The organism is Methylosinus sp. Sm6 (genome assembly GCF_019802345.1).
Classification (GTDB): Bacteria; Pseudomonadota; Alphaproteobacteria; order Rhizobiales; family Beijerinckiaceae; genus Methylosinus.
Genome location: NZ_JAINDZ010000002.1, coordinates 49,434 through 75,377 on the forward strand (window position 1 = coordinate 49,434; position 25,944 = coordinate 75,377).

Annotated in this window: 29 protein-coding genes; 2 read left to right on the forward strand and 27 right to left on the reverse strand. The window is 63.7% G+C overall.

Translation table 11 applies throughout. The features are described from left to right. Nucleotides 1-47 precede the first annotated feature (47 nt). On the forward strand, nt 48-2,762 hold the full coding sequence (locus K3F48_RS02025; protein WP_222573877.1) for a valine--tRNA ligase: 2,715 nt from the start codon (nt 48-50) through the stop codon (nt 2,760-2,762). Between the two features lie 247 nt (nt 2,763-3,009). Here the strand turns inward: K3F48_RS02025 and K3F48_RS02030 are convergent, their stop codons facing one another. From K3F48_RS02030 to nifH, 20 genes are all read right to left on the reverse strand, one after another. Then, entirely contained in the window at nt 3,010-3,303 is a 294-nt protein-coding gene (locus K3F48_RS02030) for a ferredoxin family protein (protein WP_222573741.1), read from the reverse strand. Between the two features lie 14 nt (nt 3,304-3,317). Continuing rightward, nucleotides 3,318-4,625 (reverse strand): FAD-dependent oxidoreductase, encoded by a 1,308-nt coding sequence (locus tag K3F48_RS02035; RefSeq protein ID WP_222573742.1) that lies wholly within the window; start codon nt 4,623-4,625, stop codon nt 3,318-3,320. A gap of 15 nt (nt 4,626-4,640) precedes the next feature. Then, entirely contained in the window at nt 4,641-5,747 is a 1,107-nt protein-coding gene (locus K3F48_RS02040) for an electron transfer flavoprotein subunit alpha/FixB family protein (RefSeq protein ID WP_222573743.1), read from the reverse strand. A 13-nt stretch (nt 5,748-5,760) separates the two neighbouring features. After that, nucleotides 5,761-6,612, reverse strand: coding sequence for an electron transfer flavoprotein subunit beta/FixA family protein (locus tag K3F48_RS02045; protein WP_222573744.1), 852 nt, complete (start codon nt 6,610-6,612; stop codon nt 5,761-5,763). A gap of 40 nt (nt 6,613-6,652) precedes the next feature. After that, nucleotides 6,653-6,988 (reverse strand): nitrogenase stabilizing/protective protein NifW, encoded by a 336-nt coding sequence (nifW, locus tag K3F48_RS02050; RefSeq protein WP_222573745.1) that lies wholly within the window; start codon nt 6,986-6,988, stop codon nt 6,653-6,655. Beyond that, nucleotides 6,985-7,728 (reverse strand): serine O-acetyltransferase, encoded by a 744-nt coding sequence (cysE, locus tag K3F48_RS02055; RefSeq protein ID WP_222573746.1) that lies wholly within the window; start codon nt 7,726-7,728, stop codon nt 6,985-6,987. Before cysE ends, nifW begins: the two co-directional genes overlap by 4 nt. Next, nucleotides 7,725-8,897: a homocitrate synthase gene (nifV, locus tag K3F48_RS02060; RefSeq protein WP_222573747.1), complete on the reverse strand. Its 1,173-nt coding sequence runs from the start codon at nt 8,895-8,897 to the stop codon at nt 7,725-7,727. The genes cysE and nifV overlap by 4 nt, the downstream gene beginning before the upstream one ends. A 14-nt stretch (nt 8,898-8,911) precedes the next feature. Next, complete coding sequence (gene nifS / locus K3F48_RS02065) at nt 8,912-10,105, reverse strand: cysteine desulfurase NifS (RefSeq protein WP_222573748.1); 1,194 nt, start codon at nt 10,103-10,105, stop codon at nt 8,912-8,914. Nucleotides 10,106-10,115: 10 nt separating this feature from the next. After that, nucleotides 10,116-11,153, reverse strand: a complete 1,038-nt coding sequence (gene nifU / locus K3F48_RS02070) for a Fe-S cluster assembly protein NifU (protein WP_222573749.1) — start codon at nt 11,151-11,153, stop codon at nt 10,116-10,118. A gap of 22 nt (nt 11,154-11,175) precedes the next feature. Continuing rightward, a complete protein-coding gene (locus K3F48_RS02075) occupies nt 11,176-11,496 on the reverse strand; it encodes an iron-sulfur cluster assembly accessory protein (protein ID WP_222573750.1) in 321 nt (106 codons plus the stop codon). Nucleotides 11,497-11,718: 222 nt separating this feature from the next. After that, nucleotides 11,719-12,396, reverse strand: coding sequence for a nitrogen fixation protein NifQ (locus tag K3F48_RS02080; RefSeq protein WP_222573751.1), 678 nt, complete (start codon nt 12,394-12,396; stop codon nt 11,719-11,721). A 5-nt stretch (nt 12,397-12,401) separates the two neighbouring features. Further along, complete coding sequence (gene fdxB / locus K3F48_RS02085; RefSeq protein WP_222573752.1) at nt 12,402-12,719, reverse strand: ferredoxin III, nif-specific; 318 nt, start codon at nt 12,717-12,719, stop codon at nt 12,402-12,404. Further along, nucleotides 12,719-12,919 (reverse strand): CCE_0567 family metalloprotein, encoded by a 201-nt coding sequence (locus K3F48_RS02090; RefSeq protein ID WP_222573753.1) that lies wholly within the window; start codon nt 12,917-12,919, stop codon nt 12,719-12,721. Before K3F48_RS02090 ends, fdxB begins: the two co-directional genes overlap by 1 nt. A 19-nt stretch (nt 12,920-12,938) precedes the next feature. Continuing rightward, the gene (locus K3F48_RS02095; protein WP_222573754.1) at nt 12,939-13,406 is read right to left on the reverse strand and encodes a NifX-associated nitrogen fixation protein; all 468 of its coding nucleotides are present in this window, start codon (nt 13,404-13,406) and stop codon (nt 12,939-12,941) included. Next, a complete protein-coding gene (nifX, locus tag K3F48_RS02100; protein ID WP_222573755.1) occupies nt 13,399-13,809 on the reverse strand; it encodes a nitrogen fixation protein NifX in 411 nt (136 codons plus the stop codon). The genes K3F48_RS02095 and nifX overlap by 8 nt, the downstream gene beginning before the upstream one ends. A 17-nt stretch (nt 13,810-13,826) precedes the next feature. Then, nucleotides 13,827-15,224, reverse strand: coding sequence for a nitrogenase iron-molybdenum cofactor biosynthesis protein NifN (gene nifN, locus K3F48_RS02105; protein WP_222573756.1), 1,398 nt, complete (start codon nt 15,222-15,224; stop codon nt 13,827-13,829). A gap of 9 nt (nt 15,225-15,233) precedes the next feature. Next, the gene (gene nifE, locus K3F48_RS02110; protein WP_222573757.1) at nt 15,234-16,904 is read right to left on the reverse strand and encodes a nitrogenase iron-molybdenum cofactor biosynthesis protein NifE; all 1,671 of its coding nucleotides are present in this window, start codon (nt 16,902-16,904) and stop codon (nt 15,234-15,236) included. 145 nt (nt 16,905-17,049) lie between these two features. After that, entirely contained in the window at nt 17,050-18,609 is a 1,560-nt protein-coding gene (gene nifK / locus K3F48_RS02115) for a nitrogenase molybdenum-iron protein subunit beta (RefSeq protein WP_222573758.1), read from the reverse strand. A gap of 126 nt (nt 18,610-18,735) precedes the next feature. After that, complete coding sequence (nifD, locus tag K3F48_RS02120; protein WP_222573759.1) at nt 18,736-20,202, reverse strand: nitrogenase molybdenum-iron protein alpha chain; 1,467 nt, start codon at nt 20,200-20,202, stop codon at nt 18,736-18,738. A gap of 81 nt (nt 20,203-20,283) precedes the next feature. Then, nucleotides 20,284-21,171, reverse strand: a complete 888-nt coding sequence (nifH, locus tag K3F48_RS02125) for a nitrogenase iron protein (RefSeq protein ID WP_109027624.1) — start codon at nt 21,169-21,171, stop codon at nt 20,284-20,286. Between the two features lie 401 nt (nt 21,172-21,572). Here nifH and K3F48_RS02130 point away from each other — a divergent pair, with 401 nt between their 5' ends. Beyond that, nucleotides 21,573-22,001, forward strand: coding sequence for a response regulator (locus K3F48_RS02130; protein WP_222573760.1), 429 nt, complete (start codon nt 21,573-21,575; stop codon nt 21,999-22,001). Between the two features lie 167 nt (nt 22,002-22,168). Here the strand turns inward: K3F48_RS02130 and K3F48_RS02135 are convergent, their stop codons facing one another. From K3F48_RS02135 to nifT, 7 genes are all read right to left on the reverse strand, one after another. Continuing rightward, nucleotides 22,169-22,501 carry a ferredoxin gene (locus K3F48_RS02135; RefSeq protein ID WP_222573761.1) on the reverse strand — a complete coding sequence of 111 codons (333 nt, stop codon included), beginning with the start codon at nt 22,499-22,501 and terminating at the stop codon, nt 22,169-22,171. A gap of 46 nt (nt 22,502-22,547) precedes the next feature. Further along, on the reverse strand, nt 22,548-23,447 hold the full coding sequence (locus K3F48_RS02140; RefSeq protein ID WP_222573762.1) for an SIR2 family protein: 900 nt from the start codon (nt 23,445-23,447) through the stop codon (nt 22,548-22,550). A gap of 35 nt (nt 23,448-23,482) precedes the next feature. After that, nucleotides 23,483-23,698 (reverse strand): hypothetical protein, encoded by a 216-nt coding sequence (locus tag K3F48_RS02145; RefSeq protein ID WP_222573763.1) that lies wholly within the window; start codon nt 23,696-23,698, stop codon nt 23,483-23,485. A 19-nt stretch (nt 23,699-23,717) separates the two neighbouring features. Next, nucleotides 23,718-24,023: a 2Fe-2S iron-sulfur cluster-binding protein gene (locus tag K3F48_RS02150; protein ID WP_222573764.1), complete on the reverse strand. Its 306-nt coding sequence runs from the start codon at nt 24,021-24,023 to the stop codon at nt 23,718-23,720. 239 nt (nt 24,024-24,262) lie between these two features. Next, complete coding sequence (locus K3F48_RS02155; protein WP_222573765.1) at nt 24,263-25,414, reverse strand: DegT/DnrJ/EryC1/StrS aminotransferase family protein; 1,152 nt, start codon at nt 25,412-25,414, stop codon at nt 24,263-24,265. A gap of 4 nt (nt 25,415-25,418) precedes the next feature. Then, nucleotides 25,419-25,682, reverse strand: a complete 264-nt coding sequence (locus K3F48_RS02160) for a hypothetical protein (protein ID WP_222573766.1) — start codon at nt 25,680-25,682, stop codon at nt 25,419-25,421. Between the two features lie 2 nt (nt 25,683-25,684). Beyond that, nucleotides 25,685-25,897 (reverse strand): putative nitrogen fixation protein NifT, encoded by a 213-nt coding sequence (gene nifT / locus K3F48_RS02165; RefSeq protein WP_222573767.1) that lies wholly within the window; start codon nt 25,895-25,897, stop codon nt 25,685-25,687. Nucleotides 25,898-25,944 lie beyond the last annotated feature (47 nt).

Below are 25,944 nucleotides of genomic sequence, written 5' to 3' on the forward strand. Positions count from 1 at the left end.
GCTGGGGAGGGGGCCCCTCGCACGGATATTCGGCTCCCCCCATGCCCATGGAAAAAACCTTCGATCCCGCCGCCATCGAGCAGCGGATGCGCGAGCTGTGGGAGGCGACCGGCGCCTTTCGCGCCGGTCGGCCCGAGCGCGCCGGCGCCGAGCCCTTTTCCATCGTCATTCCGCCGCCGAACGTCACCGGCTCGCTGCACATGGGCCATGCGCTCAACAACACGCTGCAGGATATTCTGGCGCGCTATCAGCGCATGCGGGGCAAGGACGTGCTGTGGCAGCCCGGCACCGACCACGCCGGCATTGCGACGCAAATGGTGGTCGAGCGCCGCCTGATGGAGCGCCAGCAGCATCGCCGCGAGCTCGGCCGCGAGAAATTCCTCGAGGAGGTCTGGGCCTGGAAGGCGGAGTCGGGCGGCGTGATCGTCGAGCAGCTGAAGCGCCTCGGCGCCTCCTGCGACTGGTCGCGCGAGCGCTTCACGCTCGACGAGGGCCTCTCGCGCGCCGTCGTGAAGGTGTTCGTGCAATTGCATCGAGACGGGCTGATCTACAAGGACAAGCGCCTCGTCAATTGGGACCCGAAGCTGCTCACCGCCATCTCCGATCTCGAGGTGCAGCAGATCGAGGTGAAGGGCCATCTCTGGCACTTCCGCTATCCGATCGTCTATCAGGACGGCCAGCCGACCGGCGAGTTCATCACCGTCGCGACGACGCGCCCCGAGACCATGCTCGGCGACACCGCCGTCGCCGTGCATCCGGAAGACGAGCGCTATAAGAGCCTCGTCGGCCGCAATGTGCGCCTGCCGCTGGTCGGGCGTCTCATTCCGATCGTCGCCGACGACTATTCCGATCCCGAGAAGGGCACGGGCGCGGTGAAGATCACGCCGGCGCATGACTTCAACGATTTCGAGGTCGGCCGCCGCCATGGGCTGAAGCTCATCAATGTGCTCGACGCCGAAGGCTGCGTGACGCTTCGCGACAATCACGAGTTCTTCGAGCATGTCGCCCCCTCGCCAGAGCTCGACGTGACCGTCGCGGCTCTGCACGGCCTCGACCGCAACGCCGCGCGCGCGCGCGTGGTGGCGATGATGGAGGAGCACGAGCTGCTCGCCGAAGTGTCGGACCATAAGCATATGGTGCCGCATGGCGACCGTTCCGGCGCCGTGCTGGAGCCGCGCCTCACCGATCAATGGTATGTCGACGCCAAGACGCTGGCGCAGCCGGCGCTGGAAGCCGTGCGCGCCGGCCACACGGTCTTCGTGCCTAAGAATTGGGAAAAGACCTATTTCGATTGGCTGGAGAACATCCAGCCCTGGTGCGTCTCGCGCCAGCTGTGGTGGGGCCATCGCATTCCGGCCTGGTATGACGCCGACGGCAATGTCTATGTCGAGGAGAGCGAGGAGGACGCGCTCGCCGCGGCGCGCGCGAAGCGCGGCAATGAGGCGGCGCTGACGCGCGACGAGGATGTGCTCGACACCTGGTTCTCCTCGGCGCTGTGGCCGTTCTCGACGCTCGGCTGGCCGGACGAGACGAAGGAGCTCGAGCGCTTCTATCCGACCAATGTGCTCGTCACCGGCTTCGACATCATCTTCTTCTGGGTCGCCCGCATGATGATGATGGGCCTCTATTTCAAGAAAGAAGTCCCCTTCCGCGACGTCTATATCCACGCCCTCGTCCGCGACGAGAAGGGCGCGAAGATGTCGAAGTCGAAGGGCAATGTCATCGACCCGCTGCATCTCATCAACGAATATGGCGCCGACGCGCTGCGCTTCACACTCGCCGCTATGGCCGCGCAAGGACGCGACATCAAGCTGGCGACGCAGCGCGTCGAAGGCTATCGCAATTTCGCGACCAAGCTGTGGAACGCCTCGCGCTTCGCCGAGATCAACGGCTGCGCGCGCGTTTCGGGCTATGATCCGAAGGCCAATGCGATCACGCTCAATCGCTGGATCGTCGGCGAGGCGGCGCGGGCGGTCGCAGACATCGGCGCGGCGATCGAGGCCTATCGCTTCAACGAGGCGGCTGCCGCCGCCTATCGCTTCGTCTGGAACGTGTTCTGCGACTGGTATCTGGAGCTGGCGAAGCCGCTCCTGCAAGGCGAGGACGGCGCCGCAAAGAACGAGACGCGCGCCGCCGCCGCTTTCGTGCTCGATCAAATTTATGCGCTGCTGCATCCGTTCATGCCCTTCCTCACCGAGGAGCTGTGGGGCGTGAAGGGTTTCGAAGGACCGCCGCGCCAGTCGCCGCTGGCGCTCGCCGCATGGCCCGAACTAGCGGGGCTGCGCGACGAGGCCGCGGAAGCGGAGATCGGCTGGGTGGTCGATCTCGTCTCCGAAGTGCGCTCGGTGCGTTCGGAGCTCAATCTCGCGGCCGGCGTCGAAGCGCCGCTGATCCTCGTCGGCGCCGGCGCCGATGTGAAGGCGCGGGTTTCGGTCTGGGGCGAGACGGCGCGCAAGCTGGCGCGGCTCTCTTCCATCGGCTTCGCCGACGCGGCGCCGAAGAGCAGCGCTCAGCTGCTCGTGCGTGGCGCGCTCGCGGCCATTCCACTCGAGGGGATGATCGACTTCGCCGCGGAAAAGACGCGGCTCGCCAAGGAGACGGCGAAGCTCGAAGGCGATGTGAAGAAGATCGAGGCCAAGCTCGCCAATGCGGACTTCCTGGCGCGCGCGCCGGAGGAGGTGATCGAGGAAAATCGCGAGCGCCTCGACGATCTGCGCGCCCGCATCGAGAAGCTGGCGGCGGCGGCGAAGCGGCTCGGCTGACGCTGCGCGGCCTCCTGCGAGCCCGAAGGCTCGGCTGACGCTAAAATGCGAACGCCCCGCTTTGCGCGGGGCGTTTCGATTCGATCATGTCGGTTTCTTGACGTCTCTGTCACAAGACCGGCGGCACGCTTTGTCGGCGCTGCCGTGTCATTGCGAGCGCAACGAAGCGATCCAAAGCCGTTGGCCGACTCCGGGATCGCTTCGTCGCTGTGGTCCTCGCAATGACGCCTCGGCGGTCGGCACGCGCTCAGCCGAACTTGAACAGCACGCCATAGCCGCCGCGCGGATAATTCCACACGATATCGCCCTGTGGCTCGCAGAGCACGCGGCAGGTGCCGCATTCGAGGCAGCCGTCCGGCGTGATCTCGACCTGTCCGGACGCATTCTGCTCATAGCAGCCGGCCGGGCAGATCTTGGTCATCGCCAACAGATTCTTCGACGGCGTCGTGTGCGGCTGCACGACGATATGGGGCTTTCCTTGGTCGACGAGATAGCGGTTCTGGAACAGCTTCTCCTCGACTCGCGCAACTTGCGTCGACATCGCAAATCCTCCTCTCAGCGCCAGGCGCGAGCCAGGCGCCATGCATCTCCGACCAATCCCGTCAGCGAGCGCTTCTGGCGGAAGGCTCTGACCGACGCCTTTTCCTTCTCGATCTTCGGCGTTCCGTCGACACGCAGGAAATTCTCCATCGCTTTCGACACCAGCGTCGGATAGTCGAGGAAGAAGTTCGACGCCTGCGTGTGCAGCAGCGCCGGCATATCTTTGTATTTCTTCAAATCCTTCATGACGAAGCTGTCGTCGAGGAGCTTCTTGTAGAGCGCCAGATTCTGCTTCGTCATCGGATCCTTGCGCGACTTCACCTGGAAGATCGCCTCGCCGGCGAGCCGCCCCGAGGTCATAGCAAGATTCGAGCCTTCGCGATGAATGGCGTTGTTGAGCTGCGCCGCGTCGCCGACGACGACCCAGCCGTCGCCGAACAGCTCCGGAATCGTCTTGTAGCCGCCCTCCGGAATGAGATGCGCGGCATATTCCTTCACTTCCGAGCCTTCGATCAGCGGCGCGATCGACGGATGCGTCTTGAAGTTCTCGAGCATGCCGTAAGGCGTCTCCTCGTTCGCGGCGAAATCCGACACGAGGCAGCCGAAGCCGACAGAAATGCTCTCCTTGTTGGTATAGACGAAGCCCATGCCGGTCATCCCCTTGGAGATGGTGCCGGCCGCCTCGATCACGACGCCCTCGTCGCCATGCAGATTGAAGCGCGCTTCGATCGTCTCGCGCGGCAGGAAGTGCATTTCCTTCACCGCGAGCGCGACATGCTCGGCCTTGGGCGTCGGCCGCAGGCCGGCGCGGGCGCCGAGCAGGCCATTGACGCCTTCCGCGAGCACGACGACATCGGCGAACACCGTGCCGCCGCTGCGATCCGTGCGCACGCCGATGACCTTGCCATAGGCGTCGCTGACGAGCTCGGTGACCGTTGTCTCGCTGATGACGATCGCGCCCTGCGCCTGCACCTGCTTGTTGAACCAGCGGTCGAACTGCGAGCGGATGATCGTGTAGCGGTTCGGACGCTCCTCGTTGAAGTCGTCCGAGCGATAATGCATGCCGGTGTGCGAGCGGTCGGTCATGAACCAGAAGCGCTGCTCGATGAGATGCCGCTCGAGCGGCGCCTCCTCGCGGAAATCCGGAATGATCTTCTCCAGCATGTCGGCGTAGAGAATGCCGCCCTGCACATTCTTGGAGCCCGGATATTCGCCGCGCTCCAGCTGCAGCACATTCAGCCCACGCGACGCCATGGTGTAGGCCGCCGCATTGCCAGCCATGCCCGCGCCGATGACGATCGCGTCGAATCTTTCTTCGATCATGATGATCTCCTCGGGTCAGCCGGCGAGCCGGTCGGCGCTCTCGGGCGAGAGCCGCTTGCGGAACGCTTCCGTCAGAGCGGGAAGCAGACGAATGGCGTCGGTCACGATGCCGACATGCGCGAAATCGAAGATCGGCGCGTTCTTGTCGGTATTGATCGCGACGATGCAATCGGCGCCCTCGACGCCGACGCGATGCTGAATGGCGCCGGAAATGCCCGCGGCGATATAGAGCTTGGGCCGGATCGTCTTGCCGGTCTGGCCGATCTGGCGATCCGCGGTGATCCAGCCTTTCTGCACCAGCGGCCGCGAGCCGCCGAATTCGGCGCCGAGCACGGCGGCGAGATTGCGCACGAGCTGATAATTCTCCGCGCTCTGCAGGCCGAGTCCGCCGGCGACGACGACGTCGGCGAAGGCGAGATTGCTCTTCGCGGATTCGCGATCCGGAATGAACTTCAGCAGCTTGGTGATGATCTTGTCCTCGTCGAGATCGGGCTTGAACTCGATCACGCGGCCGCTGCGCGTCTCGTCGCGCGCCGGCGTCGGCAGCTGGCGCGGACGCACGGTCGCCATCTGCGGACGATAGTTCAGCGTGTAGATCGTGCACAGCAGCGAGCCGCCGAAGGTCGGGCGCGTCGCCGCCAGCGAGCCATCGGCGTCGACCGCGAGCTCGGTGCAATCGGCGGTGAGCCCGGTGAGCAGCGTCGTCGCCACGGAGCCAGCGAGATCTCGGCCGAGCGTCGTCGCGCCGAGCAGCAGAATCTCCGGCTTATGCGTGTTGACGAGCTGCGTGACCGCCTTGGAGAAGGGCTCATTGCGATAATCGGCGAGGATCGGGTCCTCGACGAGATAGGCGAGATCCGCTCCGTAATAGAAAGCTTCCTGAATCGCATTGCGCGTTCCCTCGCCCGGCGCGCCCAGCACCACGGCGGCGAGATCGACCTTCAGCTGATCGGCGAGCTTGCGGCCGGCGCCGAGCAGCTCCCAGGAGACCGGGTGGACGACGCCGCGCTCGAGCTCGACGAACACCCACACATGCTTATAGCCGCGGAAATGCTCCGGGAGCTCCTTCTTCGCGCTGGCGCGGCTCTGCTGCGGCGCGGCGGGGGCGGGCTTGTCGGACATTCTCGCTTCTCCTTTAGAACCCACTGGCCAATTTCGTCATGTCGTCCTCGAGCGCCGGATGGCGCTTGAAAATCGCCTCGAGGATCGCATCCGCCGAGTCGCCCGCCGTCTTGCCCGGCTCGACGAAGGCCGCGCGCTCGGTGCGCGGCGTCGGCGCGAACACTTTCTTCACGATCGTCGGCGAGCCCTTCAGTCCGCATTTCGACAGGTCTTCGATCTCGGCGTCCTTGGCGCTCCAGGTGATGATCTCGGCGCGCGCGGCGCGCAGAGAATCCGAGATCGAGCCGCGACGCACCTCATTGGTGCCCTCGAGCATGGCGATGAGGCAGGGCATTTTCGTCTTCAGCACCTGCGTGCCGCCTTCGGCGCGCCGCTCGATGACCACCTCGCGCTTCTCCGCATCCGCCTCGACGATCTTGGAGACATAAGTCAGCTGCAACAGATCGAGACGCTTGGCGACTCCCGGACCGACCTGCGCCGTGTCGCCGTCGATGGTCTGCTTGCCGGTGAAGACGAGATCGAGATCGCCCCAGGTCTTCTGAATCTTCTTGATCGCCTGGGCGAGCGCATAGGTGGTCGCCAGCGTGTCGGCGCCGGCGAAGAAGCGGTCGGTGAGCAAAATCGCCCGATCGGCGCCGATCGCCAGCGTCTTACGCAGCGCCGCCTCCGCCATTGGCGGGCCCATGGTCAGAACCGTCACCTCGCCGCCGAACTTGTCGCGCAGCTTCAGCGCCTCCTCGAGCGAGAACAGATCATAAGGATTGATGATCGTCGGCACGCCCTGCCGCATGATCGTGTTGGTGACAGGATGAACGCGAATCTGGGCGCTGTCGGGAACTTGCTTGATGCAGACGAGTATCTTCATTTGTCCATCCTTTCCCGATCCCGACGCGCAAAATTGATGATCATCCGTTCGACACCGTGAGATTGCCGAGCGGCACGAACGGCTTCTTCGGCTCCTCGGCCGGCTTCACGGCGTCCTTGTGCACCTTGAACAGGCGCTGCTCGATCGGCGTCGAGACGAGGAAGTCCTGATAGGCCTGAGCGAGAAACGAGCGGCAATTCTCGCGAATCTCCTCGTCGCTCGCGCCGTCGGGCGCGCTCTTGTGCAGATATTCGCCCATGCGCCGCAGAATGTGCAGACGCGAGTGCCGCACGACCGTGGGATCATACTCCACGCCGAGAATGTCGAAGAATTCCTCGGCAGCCGAGAGTTTGCGCAGATCGTCCAGGAAGCTCATGGCGTGCTGTCTCCGGTTGGTCGATGAGCGGCTTCGTTGACGCGCAATTGCACATGCGCGAGCCGCGCCTCGAGGAAATCGATGCGGTCGATGAGCACGGAGATCGCGTCTCCGACCGGATCGGGAATGAGATGATGCTCGAGATCGATGCGTCCGTCGACGCCCGAACGCCGCCGCTGCTCGCGCACGATGCGGCCCGGAATGCCGACGACCGTCATCTCCGGCGGCACGTCTTCGATCACCACCGAATTGGCGCCGATGCGCGCCCGCGGACCGACCGTGATCGGGCCGAGGATCTTCGCGCCCGCGCCGATCAACACGCCGTCCTCGACGGTCGGATGGCGCTTGCCCGCCGACCACGACGTGCCGCCGAGGGTGACGCCGTGATACATGGTCACATCGTCGCCGATGACGGCCGTCTCGCCGATGACGACGCCCACGCCATGATCGATGAAAAAGCGCTCGCCGATCGTCGCGCCAGGATGAATGTCGATATTGGTGACGAGACGCGCGAACCACGACAATCCGCGCGCGGAGAATTTGCGGCCGGCGCGCCACAGGCGATGCGCGATGCGATGCCAGATGAGCGCATGCACGCCGGGATAGAACAGCACCACCTCGAGCGTGCTGCGCGCCGCGGGATCGCGATGCGGCACGCAGGCGATGTCTTCGCGAATGAGCGTGACCAGCCCTTTGGAGGAAGAGACGCGCGGCGCGGCGGCGATCGATAGCTCGCTCATGATGGGCTCCCGACGGCCTGCGCCGCGTGCAGCGCCGCGACTTCCGCGAGCGCGCGGTCGACGAGGCGGATGAACTCGCCGCGCTTGACCGGACGCTTTTCCGCGAGCGCCCGGCGCTTCACATGATCGAGCACGCGCGCCGCGGTCTCGCGGTCGAGATCGACGCCGATCTCGTCGCATTTTTTCTGGATCGCGCTCATGCCGGAGTGCTTGGCGATGACGATGCGATGACGCCGCCCGAGCCGGGCGGGATCGAGCCCCTGATAGGTGCGCACATCCTTCATCAGCGCCGCGACATGAATGCCGGATTCGTGCGTGAAGATGTCGGCCCCGACAATGGCCTTGCCGCGGCCGATCTTGCGGCGCGCCGCGCTCGCGACCAGCCGGGCCAGGCTCTGCAGGCGCTTCAGGTCGACGCCGGTGCGTCCGTGCGCCACATGGCCGAGCGCCGTCGCCACCTCCTCGAGCGCGGCGTTGCCGGCGCGCTCGCCGAGGCCGAGCACGGTGACCGAGGCGTGCGTCGCGCCGCCCCGCACGGCGGCGAGCGTGTTGGCGGTGGCGAGCCCGACATCGTCATGGCCATGGAACTCGATCGGCAGATCGGTCTCGTCGCGCACCCGCTTGACCGATTCATAGGTGGTGAAGGGATCGAGAATGCCGAGCGTGTCGGCGTAGCGAAAGCGGGTGGCGCCGGCCTTCGCCGCCGCGCGCGCGATCCTGCCGATATCGCGCGGATCGGCGCGCGAGGAGTCCTCGCCTCCCAGCGCGACGGTCAATCCTTTGCCACGCGCATAGGACACGACGCGCTCAACCCGCTCCGCCGCGCCCTCGACATCAGCCTGCAGCTTCACGCCGATCTGCAGCCGCGACATGGGCGACGAGACATTGACATGGGCCACATTGGCGGCGAGCGCCGCGTCGATGTCGCGCTCGTCGAGCCGACACCAGGCCATCACCCGGCAGGCGAGGCCCGCCGCGGCGACGGCGCCGATCGCCTCGACCTCGTCGCGTCCCATGATCGGAGTGCCCGCCTCGATCTCGTCGACGCCGGCCGCGGCGAGAGCCCGCGCGATCGCCAGCTTCTCCGCGGCCGTGAAGGCGACGCCCGGCGCCTGCTCGCCGTCGCGAAGCGTCGTGTCATTGATGAAGATGCGGGGCTGCTCGTCCACGGAGATTCGCCCTATCAAGCCAATACGGGATTGGTCTTCTTCTCGGCGTCGGCCCAGAAGGGTGACATTTCGCGCAGCTTCTCGACGATCGGCGGCAAGGCCTCGATGACCCTATCGACGTCGCTCGCGGCATTGTCGCGCGAGAAGGAAAAACGCACCGCGCCGTGCAGCGCCGCCTCCGGCACCGCCATGGCCTTCAGCACATGGCTCGGCTCCATCGAGCCCGAGGTGCAGGCCGAGCCGGATGAGGCCGCGACCCCGGCCCGATCGAGATGCAGAAGGATTGCTTCGCTCTCCACATATTCGAAGGCGATGTTGGCGGTGTTGGGCAGACGATCGTTGCGGTCGCCATTGACGATGCAATTGGGCACACGCTGCACCACGGCCGTCTCCAGCCGGTCGCGTAGATCCTTCACGCGACCCTGCTCCTCGGCCATGTGCTGCAGCGCCAGCTCCGCCGCCTTGCCGAGGCCGATGATCGCCGGAACATTCTCCGTGCCGCCGCGCCGCGCGCGCTCCTGATGGCCGCCGCGAATGAGCGGCTTGAAGCGCACGCCCTTTTTCACATAGAGCGCGCCGATCCCCTTCGGTCCATGCAGCTTGTGGCCGGACAGCGACAGCATGTCGATCGGACTGTCCTTCAGCGCGATCGGCGTCTTGCCCGCGGCCTGAACGGCGTCGGTGTGGAACAGCGCGCCATGCTGCTTGGCGAGCTCGGCCAATCCTTCGATCGGGAAGATCGTGCCGGTCTCGTTGTTGGCCCACATCAAGGAGACGATCGCCACCTTGTCCGACAGCGCCGCGCGATAGGACTCGATGTCGAGCTGGCCCAGACGATCGACGCCGATGAAATGGACCTTCGCCCGGCCGGTCTTCTCGAGATGCTCGCACAGCGTCAGGATCGCCGGATGCTCGACCTTGCTGGTGACGATCTCATTGCGCTCGGGCATGGCCTCGAGCGCGGCGAGGATCGCCGCATTGTCGCTCTCGGTGCCGCCGGACGTGTAGATGATCTCGTGATCATGCGCAGCGCCGAGCAGCGCCTGCAGCTTCTGGCGCGCGGCCTTCACCGCCTCGCCCACGCTGGCGCCGAAAGAATGCGCCGAGGAGGCGTTGCCGAAATGGTCGGTGAAATAGGGCAGCATCGCTTCGACGACGGCCGGATCGGTTCGGGTCGTGGCGTTGTTGTCGAGATAGATCGCGGTCATGTCGCGCTCCTCAAAGTCCATGGGCGTTGCGGCCGACGGGAATGACCCGCATGGGAATGCCGAGCTTGGCGATGAGCCGCTCTTGAATGCCGGAAACGGTGACGCTGGCCATCTGGCAGCCGACACAGGCGCCTGTCAGGCTGACGAGCACATTGGAGCCGTCGACGTCGATCAGCTCGCAATCGCCGCCGTCCTTGCGCAGATAGACCCGCAGATCTTCGATCGTCTCCTCGATCAGCCGGATCTTCTTGAGATTGGTCATGCCCGCCGACGGCGGCGGCAGCGGCGACGTCGGCGTCAGCGGCGACGATTCGGCGGCGGCGCGCGCCGGACGCGGGCTCTCCGGCCGCGGTTGCGCGGGCGCGGGACGCGGACGCGACGACAGCAAGGTGACGGTTCCCGGCGCAGCGGGCGCCGGCGCCTGCCTGCCGCGCGCGGCGGCCTCGGCGGCGACGCGCGCCTCCTCCTTCGCCCGCAGCGCCTCCGCCGTGACGCGCACGAGAATATCCTCGATACGCTCATAGCAGGTCGTGCAGCCGGAGCCGGCCGTCGTGCGCGCGGTCACCTGCTCGACGGATGTGAGCTGGTGCGCGCGAATGGCCTGCTCGATCGCCTTCTCGTCGACCCCATGGCAGCGGCAGACGAGAGCGCCCTCCTCGAACTCGAACGCGCGGCGCTCTCCGCGAAAATCGGCGAGCGCCGATTGCAGCGCCTCGGAGCCCATCACCGCGCAATGCCCCTTCTCCGGCGGCAGGCCGCCCAGAAAATCGGCAATGTCGCGGCTGCCGATGGCGGACGCCTGCGCCACGGTCTTGCCGATGACGAGCTCGGTCAGGGCGGAGGAGGAGGCGATCGCCGAGCCGCAGCCATAGGCCTGGAATCGGGCCTCGAGAATGATCTCCGTGACCGGGTCGATATGGAGCATGAGCGTCAGCGCATCGCCGCAGGCGAGCGCGCCGACCTCTCCGACCGCATTGGCGGTCGCGAGAACGCCCGCATTCTTCGGATTGAAGAAATGCTCCTTGACCTTGTCCGAATATTCCCACATCGCCGCGCTCCTTCGTGCCGCCTCAGCCGAACGACTTGCCGCAGGAGCAGCTCGACTTGGCCTGCGGATTTTCGAAGGTGAAGCCGGAGCCCTCGAGGCCGTTGACGAAATCGACCTTGGTGCCGTCGAGATAGGCGAGCGAGCCTTCTTCCACGAAGACCTTGACGCCGTCGCGCTCGAACACATGGTCGGCGGGATTGGTCTCGTTGACGAGGCCCATCATATATTTGAAGCCCGCGCAGCCCCCGGCCTCGACCATGATGCGGAGGCCCTCGACCTCCTGGCCGGCGCCCGCAATGGCCGAACGCACCGCATTCACGGCGCTGTCTGTGAGCTCGATCATTTGTTGAACCCCTTTGCGGAAATGTCCTGCAAAGGTTTTAGCAACCGCTATGCCAAGCTCTCCCGACTTCGAGAATCAAGTGATTCCCCGCGGCCGCAGCTGTTCGCTAACCCACAATGTCCGAGATCGTACAAGATTGGCCAACAGCTGCGAAATTGGTCGCTGCATTCGACCTCGAGACAAATCGACGACAGCAGTGCTAAGGCCCAGGAGGCGGTCGGATCAATTGTCGCGAGGTCCGGGACGGCCGAGCCGGGCGAGCGCGCTCTCGCCGCTCTCATCGCCGAAGCAGTCGTGAAAATCGCCGCACTCGCGGCAGGTCGGAGACGAGCACAGCACGAAGCCTTCGAGCTCGCACAGCGACCGATAGAAAAACTTCTTCCATTTCATCTGGTTGAAATTGCGCGCCGCCAGGCCGGGAAAGCGCTCCCCCATCAGGCGCCCGAGCTCGTCGCGCGCGCCGAGGCCGAGGTCCTGCCACAAATGCCGGGGAGACATCGAGCGCTTCGTGACGATGGCCGCGATCCAGCTCGTCTCATCCGACGGATCGCCTCTATAGCGCTCGAGCAATTGGCGGATCTGATCTTCTTCCTCGTCGAGCGCGACGCTCTCCGGCTCGCCCTCGAAGTCGACATATCGTTCGGCTTCCGGCGCCCAGGCGGCGACGAGACGGCGCAGTTCCTTCCGCCCCATGCCCAAGGCGGGACCGAGATCCCGTCCTTCCGCCAGCGTTTCCGCCAAGCCGATCGCGAGCGCGCAAGCGAAGACATGGGCCGTGAACGGGTCGCGCGCCTCCCTTTCACCGGGACGTGCGCGCAACCGCGAATAAATGCCCGCCGCGTCGGTCTCGGGCGAGACGACGCCGCTCTCCGAACGTCGATCTTCGGAGAGGAAGGCCATCGACGTCAGCCGCCCAGCTGATCGACCGGAACATGCGTCTGGCAGTCCTTCGGACACACCTTCGCACATGCGGAGCAGCCGATGCAGTCCTGCTCACGCTCGACTTTCATGATCTTGCGGTTGAGCTCGCCGTCGAAATCATCGTCGTCGTCATCGGTGACGATGCCGAGGATGTTGCTGTCGGCGTCGACGCCATAGAGCGCCATGACATTCTGCGGGCAAACCTTGAAGCAACGGCCGCAGCCGATGCAGGTCGCAGGGTTGATGTCGGTGAGATAAGACGGCGTCCAATCGGCGCCGCCCCTCGTCTTGAAAGCCCCCATCACGCCGTCTCCAATTCCTTGAGCTTCTGCCGAGCCGCCTCCAACGCCGCATAGGCGTCATGTGTCTCTTGCGCGATCGACAGGATATTCGTCCAATTGATCGGCAGTTCTTCCGAGAGGTCGTGCAAGTTCATCTTCATATTGGTCGCCTTGGCGGAGAGCTTCTTGATCTCGGCCTTCAGCTCGTCGACGGAGCTCATCGTCGCTTCCCTTTCCGTCTCAGTAACGCGCCACTTCGGGGAATTTCTCGATCATCTCGACCCCCGCGGCGACGAGCTTGGTTCCCTCGTCCGCCAGCTTCTCCAGCGTCTCGAAGCCGAAGCGATGAACGTCGCGCAGCTGCTTGTTGACGACGATGAGACGACCGGCGATCAGCACCTGACGGCCGAAGCCCTCATGGCTCATCTTCATCATCGGCTGCACCATCACGCCGGAGGCGCGCTCGATCGCGAGGCCGACCGCGCTGTAGAACAGCTCGACGCGCCAGATCGTCTCCGGATCCGGGTCGCCGATCATCGGAATTTGCTTGCGGGCTTCCTTGTCGACGATATACGGCTTGAGAAGATCGAGATCCTTCTTGTTGTCCCAGGTGCCGTGCGTGTCCTGCGCGCGCCACTGCTTGATCAGCTCTTTGATGAAGACGCAGTTCTCCGCGTCGGTCGCCGTGATGGTCCCGGTCTCAGCCATTTGCAGCCTCTTCCTCGAAGTCGAAACTTCTCTCTTTGCCCTTCGTCATCACCTTGCGCAGCCAGGGCGGCGGCGCGCCCTGCAGCACGACCCTGAGCTTCTCCAGGAGATCGATAATGCTTTCGGGCTGCGGAACTTTCATCGGATGAATGCCCTGCGCCACGACGCGCGCGGCGCCGGAGCCGCCGATCGCGGCGACATAGAGGATCGCGCAGTCCTTGATCGCCTCGAGCTTGGGCTGCAGCTTGTCCTCATTGCCGTCCTCCTGCAGATCGCCGGTGAACGGGATCGCCTCGATGAGGGAATACCCCTCCGCCGTGAGCTCATAGATCGCGATGTTCTTCGCCCAGCCGAAATGGGCGTCGACCCGCTCGAGGTCCTGTGTGGCGAATGCGACTTTCATGCTGCCCTCCTCGCTGGTCAGGCCATCGGCGTCAGCTGGACGAGCTCGCGCTCGGCTTCGCCGCCGAAATGATGGACGTCCTCGTCCGATCGACGCCACGTGTCGGGATCGGGTTCATGCGCTTGCGCAATGAACATATTGCCGACAGTGAAGATCAAACTGCGTGTTCCCCGATAGCCGACCGTCAGCTCATGGCCGGCGCCCAGGCGATCGAAATTCGGCAGGCCGAGCCGGAACAGCGGCACGCCGAGCCGTTCCGAAGCCTGTCGGCCGTGCGAATGCGTCATCAGCAGATCGGCGCCTTTCGCCCGCATCTCCAGATCTTCGAGATCGCCGATCAACACCTCCTCGATCTCCAGCTTTTCGAGCACAGGCGATTGCGTCGTCGTGATGGCCGCTTGCAGATGCGCGCCCATTTCGGTGAGCCAGGAGCCGATCGCATAGAGCAGATCGGGCTCCGCGCCGACGGCGACATTCTTGCCGCCGAAATGGAAGTGGCCGTCGAGCATCGCATCGACCAGCTGGCCTCTCTGGCGCTTCAGCTTCAGCGGCACGGGCCGGCCGCTGATGCGCGAGAGGAACGCCACCAGCTCGTCATTGGGCGCGAGCCCGGTGAGCCGGTCGAACAGAACGAAGGGAACGCCGGCTCGCTGTTCCAGCGTCGTCGCCGCGAGGCGCATCTGCTCGCCGACGGCGATCGTCCACGCCGCCGAACCCATTGCGGCCATTGTCTCGCGCGATGTGCCGCCGAGCGTCGTCGGCGTGAAATCCTCCGGCAGATGCCCGTCCAGCGAGCCCGAGAGATCGGGCAGGAACGCCGGCTCTAGCCCGAAGGCTTCGATAATGTCGCGCAGCTCGTCGATGTCGCCGGGCGTCAGGTGACATCCCGGCAGCACATTGACCCGCTGCGGCGCCCGCGGCGCCGCAGCCTCGCTCTTCGGCACGAACGCCTCGATCAGCTTGGCGACAGTTTTTTCCCAACCGTCCTGGAAGGCGTCCTTGAAGTCCGGCGTCGACACATAGACGATGCCCATGTGATCGAGTTCGGGATGACGCTGCCGGATCAGCTGAATATAGCCGTCGACGTCATCGCCTTTGGTTTCGGTCACGCCCGTAGAGCAGATGCCGATCACCTCGGGCTTGGCGCGCTTGGCGATGTTGACGATCGCCTCTTCGACATTCTCCAGGCCGCCGAGCACAGTCGCCACTTCGCTCATCGCCGTCGTCTGCAACGGGATTGCCTCTTTGAAGTGGCGAACGAACAGCACCAGCCCAAAAGATGTGCAACCCTGCGAGCCGTGCAGCAGCGGCATGCAGCCCTGCACGCCCATGAAGGCGAGCGCGCCGCCGATCGGCTGGCTCATCTTGAGCGGATTGACCGCGCAAGCCTTTTTGGTGGTTTCAACTCTCGCCATGACGCTGCCTCACGCCGCCAGTGAAGCAGGAACCGCGCCACTCGCATTCGCGGCTTCGAGCATCGTCTCGAGCGTGTCGCGGCAACCGCCACAGCCGGTTCCGGCATGGGTGGCCTCGCCGATCGCGTCGACGCTCGTCGGCTTGCTGTCGCGAATAGCGTCCTCGATCTGGCCGACATTGACATTATGGCATTTGCAGACACGCTTTTCACGACGCGCGGCCTCCGCCTTCACGGGGTCGGCGGCAAGGGCCGCCGCTTCGGCGGCGATCGCCTCATTGGCGCGTTCTTCCCAGGTCTTTTCCTGCCATGGCGGCGGACGCCGCACCTGTTCCCACACGGGATTGGACAGCGCCTTGTCGATTTCGTGCACGAGCTCGACCATCCCCTCATAGCCCGCATAAGCGTGATGGCGTTCCTGGTTGATGTCGAGCCAGGGCATCTTCGCCTTGAGCGCGATGAACTGCGACCGGCCGCCCGAGAGCATGATGTCCGCCTGCGCGTCGCGCAGCATCTTGAACATTTCGCGCGGCGTCATGTCGTCGATCATATGCGCGTCCTGGCCCATCAGCTCCTTGATGCGCTCCTTGTCCTCCTTGGTCGACTTCTTGACGCTGGTGCCCACGAGCTCCATGCCGGCTTCCTGCAGCGCGGCGACCACCGACCAGGATTTCACGCCGCCGGTGATCAGCAGCACTTTTTTGCCCGTCAGCCGCTCCTTATAGGGGGCGATCCGCGCCCAAGCGCGGGCCTCTTCGCGCGCGATCAGCGCCTCGGTGCGATCCTTCAGCTCCTCCGGCGCGCCCCGCTCGATCAGCAGACGCGCGATCTCGCGAAGCGAGTCGCTCATGTCGCCGATGCCGTAGAACGACCCTTCGAAGAAGGGAATGTCGTAGCGCTCCTCCATCTTGCGGGCGACATTGATCATCGCCTTGGAGCACACCATCATCGACGCCTTGGCGCGATGGGAATAGGCGACTTCCTTGTATTTCGCATCGCCGGAGATGCAGGAGAGAATGCGAATGCCGAGCTCGTCGAGCAGCGGCTTCACCTGCCACAATTCGCCGGCCAGATTATATTCGCCGATGATGTTGATGTCGTAGGGCGTCGTATATTCGGGCTCTTCCGTGCCGATCACGTGATCGAGGATCGCCTCGCCGGCGAGCTTGTTGCCGAGGTTCTTGGGACCGACGAAGCCGGGCGAATTGATCGGAATGACCGGCTTGTCGAATTTCTTGCTGGCAGCCTTGCACACAGCGTCGATGTCGTCGCCGATCATGGCCGGCACGCAGGTCTGATAGACGAATACGGCCGGAGGATTATATTTGTCGATGATTTCCTTGATCGACTTGTACAGCCGCTTCTCGCCGCCGAACACGACATCCGTCTCGGAAATATCGGTGGTGAAGCCGGTGCGGTAGAGGCTGGAGCCCGACGTCTTGGCGCCGCGATTGTCCCAGGAATTTCCCTCGCAGGCGATCGGGCCGTGAACGAGATGAGCGACGTCGGTGATCGGCTGCAGCGCGATCTTGGCCCCATCGAAGGCGCATCCGCCGGCGGCCGCGCCGGGCGCCAATTGCTTCGTGCAGCCCTTTTTTCGCTCTTTTTCGGATTTGCCCTTGTTCTTATCGCAACCGGGCTCGTTGAAGACGTCTTGAATTTTGGCGGCGACAGAGCTCATTTCGCACCTCCTGCGACGGCCATCGCCTCCCACACTTGCGCGATATGGCGCCGGCGCGGCGATCGACCCGAGCGTTCAATTTGATCTTGTTGTTTTGTTCCGCCGGGCCGATGACGCAAGGCCGGCCCGGCGGACGCTTTGGCGATCAGCGAATGATGTCGAAGCTGTAGTCCGACTTGGCGGGGACGATCGTGTTGCGATCGGTCTCCTCGAACACCTTGTCGAGCAGCCACACCAGAACATTCAGGCCGCCCTGATAGCCCCACACCGGATAGCGGTGATAGTGGTGACGATCGAAGATCGGGAAGCCGATGCGCAGCAGCGGGGTGCCGGTGTCACGCTCGAGATATTTGCCGTAGGTGTTGCCGATCAGGAAGTCGACCGGCTCCGTGAACAGCAGCGAACGCATGTGCCACAGATCCTTGCCGGGATAGCACTTGCAGTTCTTGCCGAAGGGCGAGGAGGCGAACAGCTCGTTCATCTTCTCTTCCCACAGCTTGCCGCCGTTGGAGGCCAGCACCGTGACCGGCTCGGCGCCGAGCTCGAGCAGGAAGGCGGCGAGGCCGTAGCAGAGATCCGGATCGCCGTAGATCGCATAACGCTTGCCGTGCAGGTGCGCGGACGAGTCGGCGATGGCGTCGACGAGGCGACCGCGCTCCTTGGTCAGCTCCTTGGAGATCGGCTTGCCGGTGACTTCCGAGACCTTCATCAGGAACTCGTCGGTGCCGCGAACGCCGATCGGATGATGGAACGAATAAGTGTCCTGGCCGCTGGCGGCGATGAGCGGCAGCGTCTTCTCGGTGGAGAAGTGCTGCATCGAGAAGGTCGCCTTGGCGTGAATGGCGTTGGCCGCGTCCTCGAGCGTCGTGCCGCCGTCATACATGCGGAACTCGCCGTCGGTCGGCGTATCCCACACGTCGCTCGGATCGCCGAGGATCGTGTATTCGACGCCCATCGAGTCGAACATGCGCTTCACTTCACGGATATTGCCGACCACATAGCCGTCGAAGCCGCCGATGAAGTTGATCTTCTCATTCGGAACGCGCTCGAGCTTCGGCGCGGTGCCGGCCTTGCCGTTCCAGAAGTGGTCGACGATGCCCTTCATCACATTGTCGTAGCCGGTGACGTGGCTGCCGACGAAGGCGGGCGTGTGAGCGAAGGGAACGTCGTACTCCATCGGAACGGAGCCCTTGTCCTTCGACGTCTTGATGAAGGCGTTGAGATCGTCGCCGATGACTTCCGCCATGCAGGTGGTGGAGACGGAGATCATCTTCGGCTTATACATATTGTAGGTGTTGGCGAGGCCGTCGATCATATTGTTGAGGCCGCCGAACACCGCCGCGTCCTCGGTCATCGAGGAGGAGACGCAGGACGTCGGCTCCTTGAAGTGACGCGAGAAATGCGAACGATAATAGGCCACGCAGCCCTGCGAGCCATGCACGAAGGGAATCGTGCTCTCGAAGCCGAGCGAGGCGAACACCGCGCCGAGCGGCTGGCAGGCCTTGGCGGGATTGACCGTCAGAGCTTCACGAGCGAAGTTCTTTTCCTGATATTCCTTGGTCTTGGCCCAATCCTTCACGCGCTCGACCTCGGAGTCGGCGACATGATTCTCGAACTCTTTCTTCTTTCTCTCGAACAGCTCGATGTATTCCGGCTGACGGAATAGATTGAAATGGTCGAGAACATTTTCTGCATTCTGTGGCATGTCGGTTCCCCTCGTTGTCCGCGAGCGCCCGCTCTCGAAGACCAAAGTCGGCGATCCGACATCGGCCCTCCCGAATGCGAACGGGGCGAACCCCGTTCGCACAGAGAGCGTTTGACTCTCAGTCGATCAAGCCGCCCAGGGCGCCTTGGCGAATTTCCAGACCGGCGAATTGATCGCCATGTCCATGTCGCGAGCAAAGATCGCGAAGCCGTCATAGCCGTGATACGGACCCGAGTAGTCCCAGCTGTGCATCTGACGGAAGGGCACGCCCATCTTCTGGAAGACGTACTTCTCCTTGATGCCCGAGCCGACCAGATCCGGCTGGATCTTCTCGACGAACTTCTCGAACTCGTAGCCGGTCACGTCGTCATAGATCAGCGTGCCGTCCTTCACATAGTGGGTCGTGCGCTGATAATCGTCGTTGTGGCCGAACTCATAGCCGGTGCCGACGATCTCCATGCCGAGGTCCTCATAGGCGCCGATCACGTGACGCGGGCGGAGACCGCCGACGAACAGCATGACCTTCTTGCCTTCGAGGCGCGGACGGTATTTCGCGATCACCGCGTCCATCAGCGGACGATATTTGGCGATGACGCGCTCGGCGCCTTCCTTGATCTTGTCGTCGAAATGGCTGGCGATCTTACGCAGCGACTCCTCGATCTTGGACGGTCCGAAGAAGTTGTACTCGACCCACGGAACCCCGTACTTCTCTTCCATGTGACGGGAGATGTAGTTCATCGAGCGGTAGCAGTGCAGCACGTTGAGCTTGGCGCGAGGCGTCGCCTCGAGCTCGGCGATCGTGCCGTCGCCCGACCACTGCGCAACCACGCGCAGACCCATCTCTTCGAGCAGAATGCGCGAAGACCACGCGTCGCCGCCGATGTTGTAATCGCCGATGATCGCGACATCGTAAGGCGTCGCCTCGAACAGAGCCGGCTTGCCTTCCATCTTGTCGAACACCCAGTCGCGGATCGCGTCATTGGCCAGATGGTGGCCGAGCGACTGCGACACGCCGCGGAAGCCTTCGCAGCGCACCGGAACGATCGTGTGGCCGTTGTACTCCTTGGTCTTGGCCTTGGAGACAGCCTCGATGTCGTCGCCGATGAGGCCGATCGGGCACTCGGACTGGACGGAGATGCCCTTGTTCAGCGGGAACAGCTCCTGGATCTCGTCGATCAGCTTGGCGAGCTTCTTGTCGCCGCCGAACACGATGTCCTTCTCCTGGAAGTCCGACGTGAACTGCATCGTCACGAAGGTGTCGATCCCGGTCGTGCCGATGTAGTAGTTGCGGCGCGACGCCCAGGAATACTGGCCGCACCCGACCGGGCCATGGCTGATGTGGATCATGTCCTTGATCGGACCCCACACCACGCCCTTCGAACCGGCGTACGCGCAGCCACGGATCGTCATCACGCCGGGGATCGACTTGATGTTGGACTTGACGCCGCAGTCCGGCTTACCGTCCTCGAACGTGTTGAGGTGCTTCGCGCGGCGCTTGGCGGTCTTTTCGGGATAAACTTCGAGGACTTCCTTGATCAGCGCTTTATTGCGCGCCTTGATGTCCTCGATGGATTCGGGTTGAGCAAGGCTCATTTCGCCACCCCTTCTCAATGGATCGTGTCTGAAAGATCGACCCGGCCCCGTGTGAGGCCGGGTCGCGTGCTTTCAAACGGATTACGCGATCGCGGCAAGATCCGCGGCGGTCTTGCCGACCTGCGACTCGTCGACCGCCTTCATGATGCCGTGCTCCATGAGGAGGTCTTCGAGCTCGTCCATGGTGATCGGGGTCGGGATGATTCCGTTGCCCTTGTTCGCATGGACCTTGTTCGCGAGATTGCGGTAGTGGCCGGCCTGCGTGGAGTCGGGAGCGTACTCGACGACCGTCATGCGGCGCAGCTCGGCGTGCTGAACGATATTGTCGCGCGGCACGAAGTAGATCAGCTGGGTGCCGAGCTTCTTGGCGAGAGACTCGGCCAGCTCGTACTCCTTGTCGGTCTGGCGCTCGTTGCAGACCAGCCCGCCCAGGCGCACGCCGCCGGAGTTGGCATACTTCAGAATGCCCTTGGAGATGTTGTTGGCCGCATACATGGCCATCATCTCGCCGGACATGACGATGTAGATCTCCTGCGCCTTGTTCTCACGGATCGGCATCGCGAAGCCGCCGCAGACCACGTCGCCGAGCACGTCATAGGAGACGTAATCGACGCCGTCATAAGCGCCCTGCTCCTCGAGGAAGTTGATCGAGGTGATGACGCCGCGGCCGGCGCAGCCGACGCCCGGCTCCGGACCACCGGACTCGACGCAACGAATGTCCTCGAAGCCGATCTTCATCACGTCTTCGATCTCGAGGTCCTCGACCGAGCCGGCCTCGGCCGCGAGCGACAGGATGGTGTCCTGGGCCTTGGCGTGCAGGATCAGACGGGTCGAGTCGGCCTTGGGGTCGCAGCCGACGATGAGGATCTTCTTGCCGGTCTGCGCGAGAGCGGCCAGGGTGTTCTGGGAAGTCGTGGACTTGCCAATACCGCCCTTGCCGTAGAACGCGATCTGTCGAAGTTCTGACATTTCTGTCTCCTTAAGATACCGTTTCTTTGCGATCGGCGCGCGCGGCGCACGAAGCCGAAGTCGTCGTTACCGACCGAGCCCGGCGCCGGTTGCGGATCGCCCCCTTGGGATCGGGGCCGCCCAATTCCGCAGCCACTCGCCTTGCGGGCCTACCGTCGCAAGCGTCGTGCCAGGTCGGACGCATCACAATAAGTATTTGAAAATACAATGATTGAAAGTTTTCGCGGGGCGTCAGTGGGCAGGTGTGTCAAAGCCGACAGTCATGCGCGGAATCGGACGAAGGTCCCCTCCTCGTATGTGTCTCGGCGTTTCGCGACGCAAATCGGACGGCGTTGTCCGTTCCCGATCGCGCCGGCATACCGATTGCTTCGTTTCGGACACGCAAACCCGGAGAAGACGACATGCAGATCGGCGTCGAAACGTCCCGCGCGGTCGAGAACAAACGAATCTTCGTCGTCGACGACGACGAGATCATTCGCGCGGCCCTGCAATTCATGCTGCATGACGAATACGAAACGCATGAAGTCGCAAGCCTCGCGGAAGCCTTCGCCAAAGCGGAGTCGATGAAGCCGGACCTCGTCATCCTGTCGGAGAACGTCGTCAAGGGCGCGGGCCTGTCCGTGCTCGCCGAGATTCCGCAGCGCATTCCCGGCACAAAGACCCTGGTCGTGGTGGATTCGCTGCAGAACGGCTTCGGCAAGGAAGCGCAGGCGGCCGGCGCGCATGGCTATTTCGTCAAGCCGCTCACCGTCGAGTTCGTGCGTCAGAAGGTGGACGTCCTGCTCGGGCGCCGTCAGGGCGTCGCCATCCCGCTCAACGTGCTCGGCTGACGATCGTCCGGCTTTCGCATCACAAAGCCCGATGTCTCGTGAGCGGCTCGCGGAGACATCGGGCTTTTTGCTGTGCCGCTGCCGAAAGCTCTGCCGCAATTCATGGGCCGAAACGAACGACGCCCGCGCGACAGGCGCGGGCGTCGGCGTTCTCTGCGGCGATCGGGTCAGAGCTGCGGCACGATGATCAATCGTTCGACCGGATTGCCCTCGATGAAATGCGATTGGACGATCTCGTCAATGTCTTCCGGCGTGCGCGGCGCATACCAGACGCCTTGCGGATAGACGACCATCAGCGGGCCGGCGCGGCAGAAGCCGAGGCAGCCGGTCGCGGTCATCGAGACATCGGGCAGCGGCTGGGCGCCGAGCTTGGCCTGCAGCCGATCCCACAGCGGCTTGGCGCCGGAGGTCGTGCAGCTGCCGCGCGGATGTCCGGGCGGGCGCTGCTGGAAGCAGGTGAACACATGATATTTGAACACTACCGGAAGGTCTTCGAGCATTTCGGTTCCTTGTCGTCGATGCCGTTCATCGCCGCGGCGCGCCTGATCACGCGGCGGCTTCGGCCGTCTTGACGCTCGCCGCGCCGTCGGTCAGCTGCGAGACAAATTCCGCCAAAGGCATGTCGATCCGTTCGATATTCTGCTCCTTCAGGAATTTCGCTTCGTTCTTGGTCAGGGCTCCGTCGATCACCGCCCAATGGACGTCGCTGGAGCGCTTCATGATCTGACGGGCGAAATTGCGCTCGAGCTGCGTGGCGAAACGGCAGCCGAGGAACAGAAAATTGCGGCCCTTGCGCAGCGATTGCACCACTTCCGGGATCGGCGTCTGAATGTCGATCTCCGTCAGAACCTCGACATAATCGGAGTCGGAAATGATGTAATTGGCCGCCGGCGTCACCGAGCCGAGCGGCTGATAGAGCAGCGTGTCCCAAGCGAGGGTTTCAGTCGGCGCCTCGGCCGGCGCCTTGGCGCCGGAGCCGTCTTGGACGAACGCCTTCTTCGTCACCATCGACCCATCGGGACGGAAGTAGTCGACCCAATAGCCGAAATGTTCGGCTTGCGACACGCCTTGCGCCTGCCCCCAATTGCCGCGAACGGCGAGCGCCTTTTGCGGCAGATCGTCGTACCAGGCGTGAACGAGCAGCGGCAGCTGCGGACGCGCCGCCAGCCATCGATGGAGCCCGCTCGGCTCGGTGGGATGCGCGTAAGCCTTCGCCATCGCCGCGACGATCGTCTTCCGATGCTTGAAATTCTCGATATACTGCGCGGCTGCGGTGAGATTGTTGCGAATCTTGTGCGGCACCGTGGCCAATGTGGTCAGATGCCCGACCAACTCCTCGGGCGACGCAGGCACGGAAGCCCCTTCACGCGCCAGCGCCAGAACGCCGGGTCCGAGATAGGGAATCACGAGGCCGCGCCCGAGGCCCGTTTCGATTGCGCTCAGCACTTGTCAGTCTCCTCTCGCCGAACCCGGTTCATTGATTATTGCAGCGCGCCGGCTTTCACCGAGTCGAGCTCTTCCGGCGTCAGCTTGAAGGCGCCACGTCCGCCGGTGAGCGCCATGTAGTCGCTCGCATAGGTGTTGCTCAGCTTGTCGAACCATTGCTGGCCGGACAGGCTGACGGGCCGCTCCCCGATTTCCGACACGGAACCGTCGGAATAGAAGCGCACGTGAATGACGACAGACTTCTCGCTCATGGTGATCCTCCGTCCAGTTTCAGCGACCCGAGTCGAAGCCGAGCAGCTCGACCGTCACATTTTCGGTTCCGAAATTGGCTTGGCAGGCGAGGCGCGACTTCGAGCCGACGCCGACGATGGAGTCGAGCCGCTCGTTTTCCGCGCGCGTCGTCTTGGACAGGCTTTTCCTGCCCTCCTGGACGAAGAGGTGGCAGGTTCCGCACTTCGCCTCGCCGCCGCATTTGCTCGGAATGCTTTCTCCGGCGGCGATGATCGCGTCCAGAAGTCTGCTGCCCTGCTCGGCCTCGATGGTTTTGCCTGACGGCAGAATAGTCAGTACCGGCATGTCGCTCGTCCTCCTTGCCAATGCCATGGTCCTCACAACAATGGATGAGCAAGTTTCGAACCACTCTAAATTGACGGTTCGGGCCGCCGCCGCTCGAGCGAAATGTGTTGGATTTGGGCTGCTTCCCGACTTGCGGCGCGTATCGGGGCGTCGACGAGGCGCGACCGACGCGCTGTTGTCGCAGCGCGTCGGTTTCTCGACAATGGCATTGGTTCGAAAGGGACGCTGTCGGCGTGGATTTAAAGATAGATCGCGGCGCCGGCGCCGATATTGATGGACGCATCCTTCATCGTGCCGACAATGAAGGCAATTTGGTTTTCCGTCAGATGCGCATGAAACGGCAGCGCCACCGCGCGATCGGCGACTTTTTCGGTCACGAAGAAATTGCCGCGGCGATAGCCGAGATCGAAATAATAGCGCTGCAGATGCAGCGGATGCGAATAGGCCGCGGCGTCGATTTTTTCCGTGTGCAGATCCTCGATGATGGAGTCGCGGCTGGAGCGCGAGAATCGCGTTCCGAGATGCACCACATAAAGGAACCAATGCACCTCTTCCACATCGGGCGCGATATAGGGGTCCTTGATGCCCTCGAAGGATTTCACATATTGATAGTACCAGCGCTCGACGCGCGTCCGCCGCGCCAGCAGCAGCTCGAGGCGCCGGAACTGAGCGAGGCCCAGCGCCGCTGTGATGTCGCTCATCGCCGCCTGCAGGGGCGGATAGGCCCCGAGCACGACGGAGGATCGCTCCTGCACGCGGCGGCTGCGCAGATTGCGGATGATCGAGGCCTTTTCGTCATCGTCGGTGACGATCATGCCGCCTTCGCCGCAGGCGAGCACGCTCGGTTGCGAGAAGTCGAAGACGGCGCAATCGCCGAATGTGCCGACGAGCCTGCCCTTGTAGATCGAGCCGATCGCCTCCGTCGAGTCCTCGATCAGCGCGACCTTCTTCGACTCTGCCAATTGGCGAAACCCGTCCCAGGCGGCGGGATGTCCGTTGGTGTTGCCGGCGACGATCGCCTTCGTCCGTTCGGTGACGACTTTTTCGGCCTTGTCCGGCTCGAGCGTCCCCGCCCAATAATCGATGTCGGCGAACACCGGCCGGGCGCCGGCCAGAGCGATCGCATGGACGGTTTCGCGGAATGAATGCGCCGAGGCGACAACCTCGTCGCCCGGCCCGATTCCATAGGCGCGCAGGATCAGCAGCAGGCCGATCGTTCCGCTCGACACCGCGATCGCATGCTTGCGGCCGAGATATTTGGCGAATTCCGCCTCGAATTGCTCGACCATCGGCCCCGCCGAGAGGCGGGGCGAGGTGAGCGTCTCGATGACCAGGTCCAGATCGCTCTGGGCGAGGTCCGGATCGTTCATCGGCAGATGGGTCGTTTGCATTCGCTCACCTTTTCGGGGCCACCACGAGACCCGTCGCGACCGTCGGGTCGGAGGTGATCTTGACGCAATGATCGCGTCCATCGATCAGGAACAGATCGCAGTTCTCATAGCTGCGATAGGGCGTTTCGTCCTGAATGTCGGTCTTGTCGCAGCGTATCGCATGGACGCCAGGCGCAATCTTGCGCAGGGCCGCGACGGCCGCCGGGTCGGCCGCCGCGGTCGCGAGCGTCGCGTCGATTGCGTCGAATAGCTCCGGCGCGATGCCCATGATCAATCTCCGCTCAGTCGTTTCGCCTCGACGGTGATCGGCAGCGACGTTTCGGCGGCCATCTCCGGAAGCTGCAGAACCCAGCCATTGGCGAGAGTGACCGTGCCGCCCCACAATTGGGCATTTTGCTGTTCGACGATCGGCTCCTCCAAATCCTTCTTCGGCACATAGGCCGAAAGCACCCCATCAGAGCCTCTACGGATCATGACTTTCACGTCGCGCCTCGCTGCTTGAATTGACGAGCATCTAAAAGCAATGTTCA

Bases quoted from the DNA above. Each gene is read 5' to 3' on its own strand.
- K3F48_RS02025 (WP_222573877.1), top strand. From the start codon at position 48: ATGGAAAAAACCTTCGATCCCGCCGCCATCGAGCAGCGGATGCGCGAG.
- K3F48_RS02030 (WP_222573741.1), bottom strand. From the start codon at position 3,303: ATGTCGACGCAAGTTGCGCGAGTCGAGGAGAAGCTGTTCCAGAACCGC.
- K3F48_RS02035 (WP_222573742.1), bottom strand. From the start codon at position 4,625: ATGATCGAAGAAAGATTCGACGCGATCGTCATCGGCGCGGGCATGGCT.
- K3F48_RS02040 (WP_222573743.1), bottom strand. From the start codon at position 5,747: ATGTCCGACAAGCCCGCCCCCGCCGCGCCGCAGCAGAGCCGCGCCAGC.
- K3F48_RS02045 (WP_222573744.1), bottom strand. From the start codon at position 6,612: ATGAAGATACTCGTCTGCATCAAGCAAGTTCCCGACAGCGCCCAGATT.
- nifW (WP_222573745.1), bottom strand. From the start codon at position 6,988: ATGAGCTTCCTGGACGATCTGCGCAAACTCTCGGCTGCCGAGGAATTC.
- cysE (WP_222573746.1), bottom strand. From the start codon at position 7,728: ATGAGCGAGCTATCGATCGCCGCCGCGCCGCGCGTCTCTTCCTCCAAA.
- nifS (WP_222573748.1), bottom strand. From the start codon at position 10,105: ATGACCGCGATCTATCTCGACAACAACGCCACGACCCGAACCGATCCG.
- nifU (WP_222573749.1), bottom strand. From the start codon at position 11,153: ATGTGGGAATATTCGGACAAGGTCAAGGAGCATTTCTTCAATCCGAAG.
- K3F48_RS02075 (WP_222573750.1), bottom strand. From the start codon at position 11,496: ATGATCGAGCTCACAGACAGCGCCGTGAATGCGGTGCGTTCGGCCATT.
- K3F48_RS02080 (WP_222573751.1), bottom strand. From the start codon at position 12,396: ATGGCCTTCCTCTCCGAAGATCGACGTTCGGAGAGCGGCGTCGTCTCG.
- fdxB (WP_222573752.1), bottom strand. From the start codon at position 12,719: ATGGGGGCTTTCAAGACGAGGGGCGGCGCCGATTGGACGCCGTCTTAT.
- K3F48_RS02090 (WP_222573753.1), bottom strand. From the start codon at position 12,919: ATGAGCTCCGTCGACGAGCTGAAGGCCGAGATCAAGAAGCTCTCCGCC.
- K3F48_RS02095 (WP_222573754.1), bottom strand. From the start codon at position 13,406: ATGGCTGAGACCGGGACCATCACGGCGACCGACGCGGAGAACTGCGTC.
- nifX (WP_222573755.1), bottom strand. From the start codon at position 13,809: ATGAAAGTCGCATTCGCCACACAGGACCTCGAGCGGGTCGACGCCCAT.
- nifN (WP_222573756.1), bottom strand. From the start codon at position 15,224: ATGGCGAGAGTTGAAACCACCAAAAAGGCTTGCGCGGTCAATCCGCTC.
- nifE (WP_222573757.1), bottom strand. From the start codon at position 16,904: ATGAGCTCTGTCGCCGCCAAAATTCAAGACGTCTTCAACGAGCCCGGT.
- nifK (WP_222573758.1), bottom strand. From the start codon at position 18,609: ATGCCACAGAATGCAGAAAATGTTCTCGACCATTTCAATCTATTCCGT.
- nifD (WP_222573759.1), bottom strand. From the start codon at position 20,202: ATGAGCCTTGCTCAACCCGAATCCATCGAGGACATCAAGGCGCGCAAT.
- nifH (WP_109027624.1), bottom strand. From the start codon at position 21,171: ATGTCAGAACTTCGACAGATCGCGTTCTACGGCAAGGGCGGTATTGGC.
- K3F48_RS02130 (WP_222573760.1), top strand. From the start codon at position 21,573: ATGCAGATCGGCGTCGAAACGTCCCGCGCGGTCGAGAACAAACGAATC.
- K3F48_RS02135 (WP_222573761.1), bottom strand. From the start codon at position 22,501: ATGCTCGAAGACCTTCCGGTAGTGTTCAAATATCATGTGTTCACCTGC.
- K3F48_RS02145 (WP_222573763.1), bottom strand. From the start codon at position 23,698: ATGAGCGAGAAGTCTGTCGTCATTCACGTGCGCTTCTATTCCGACGGT.
- K3F48_RS02150 (WP_222573764.1), bottom strand. From the start codon at position 24,023: ATGCCGGTACTGACTATTCTGCCGTCAGGCAAAACCATCGAGGCCGAG.
- K3F48_RS02155 (WP_222573765.1), bottom strand. From the start codon at position 25,414: ATGCAAACGACCCATCTGCCGATGAACGATCCGGACCTCGCCCAGAGC.
- K3F48_RS02160 (WP_222573766.1), bottom strand. From the start codon at position 25,682: ATGGGCATCGCGCCGGAGCTATTCGACGCAATCGACGCGACGCTCGCG.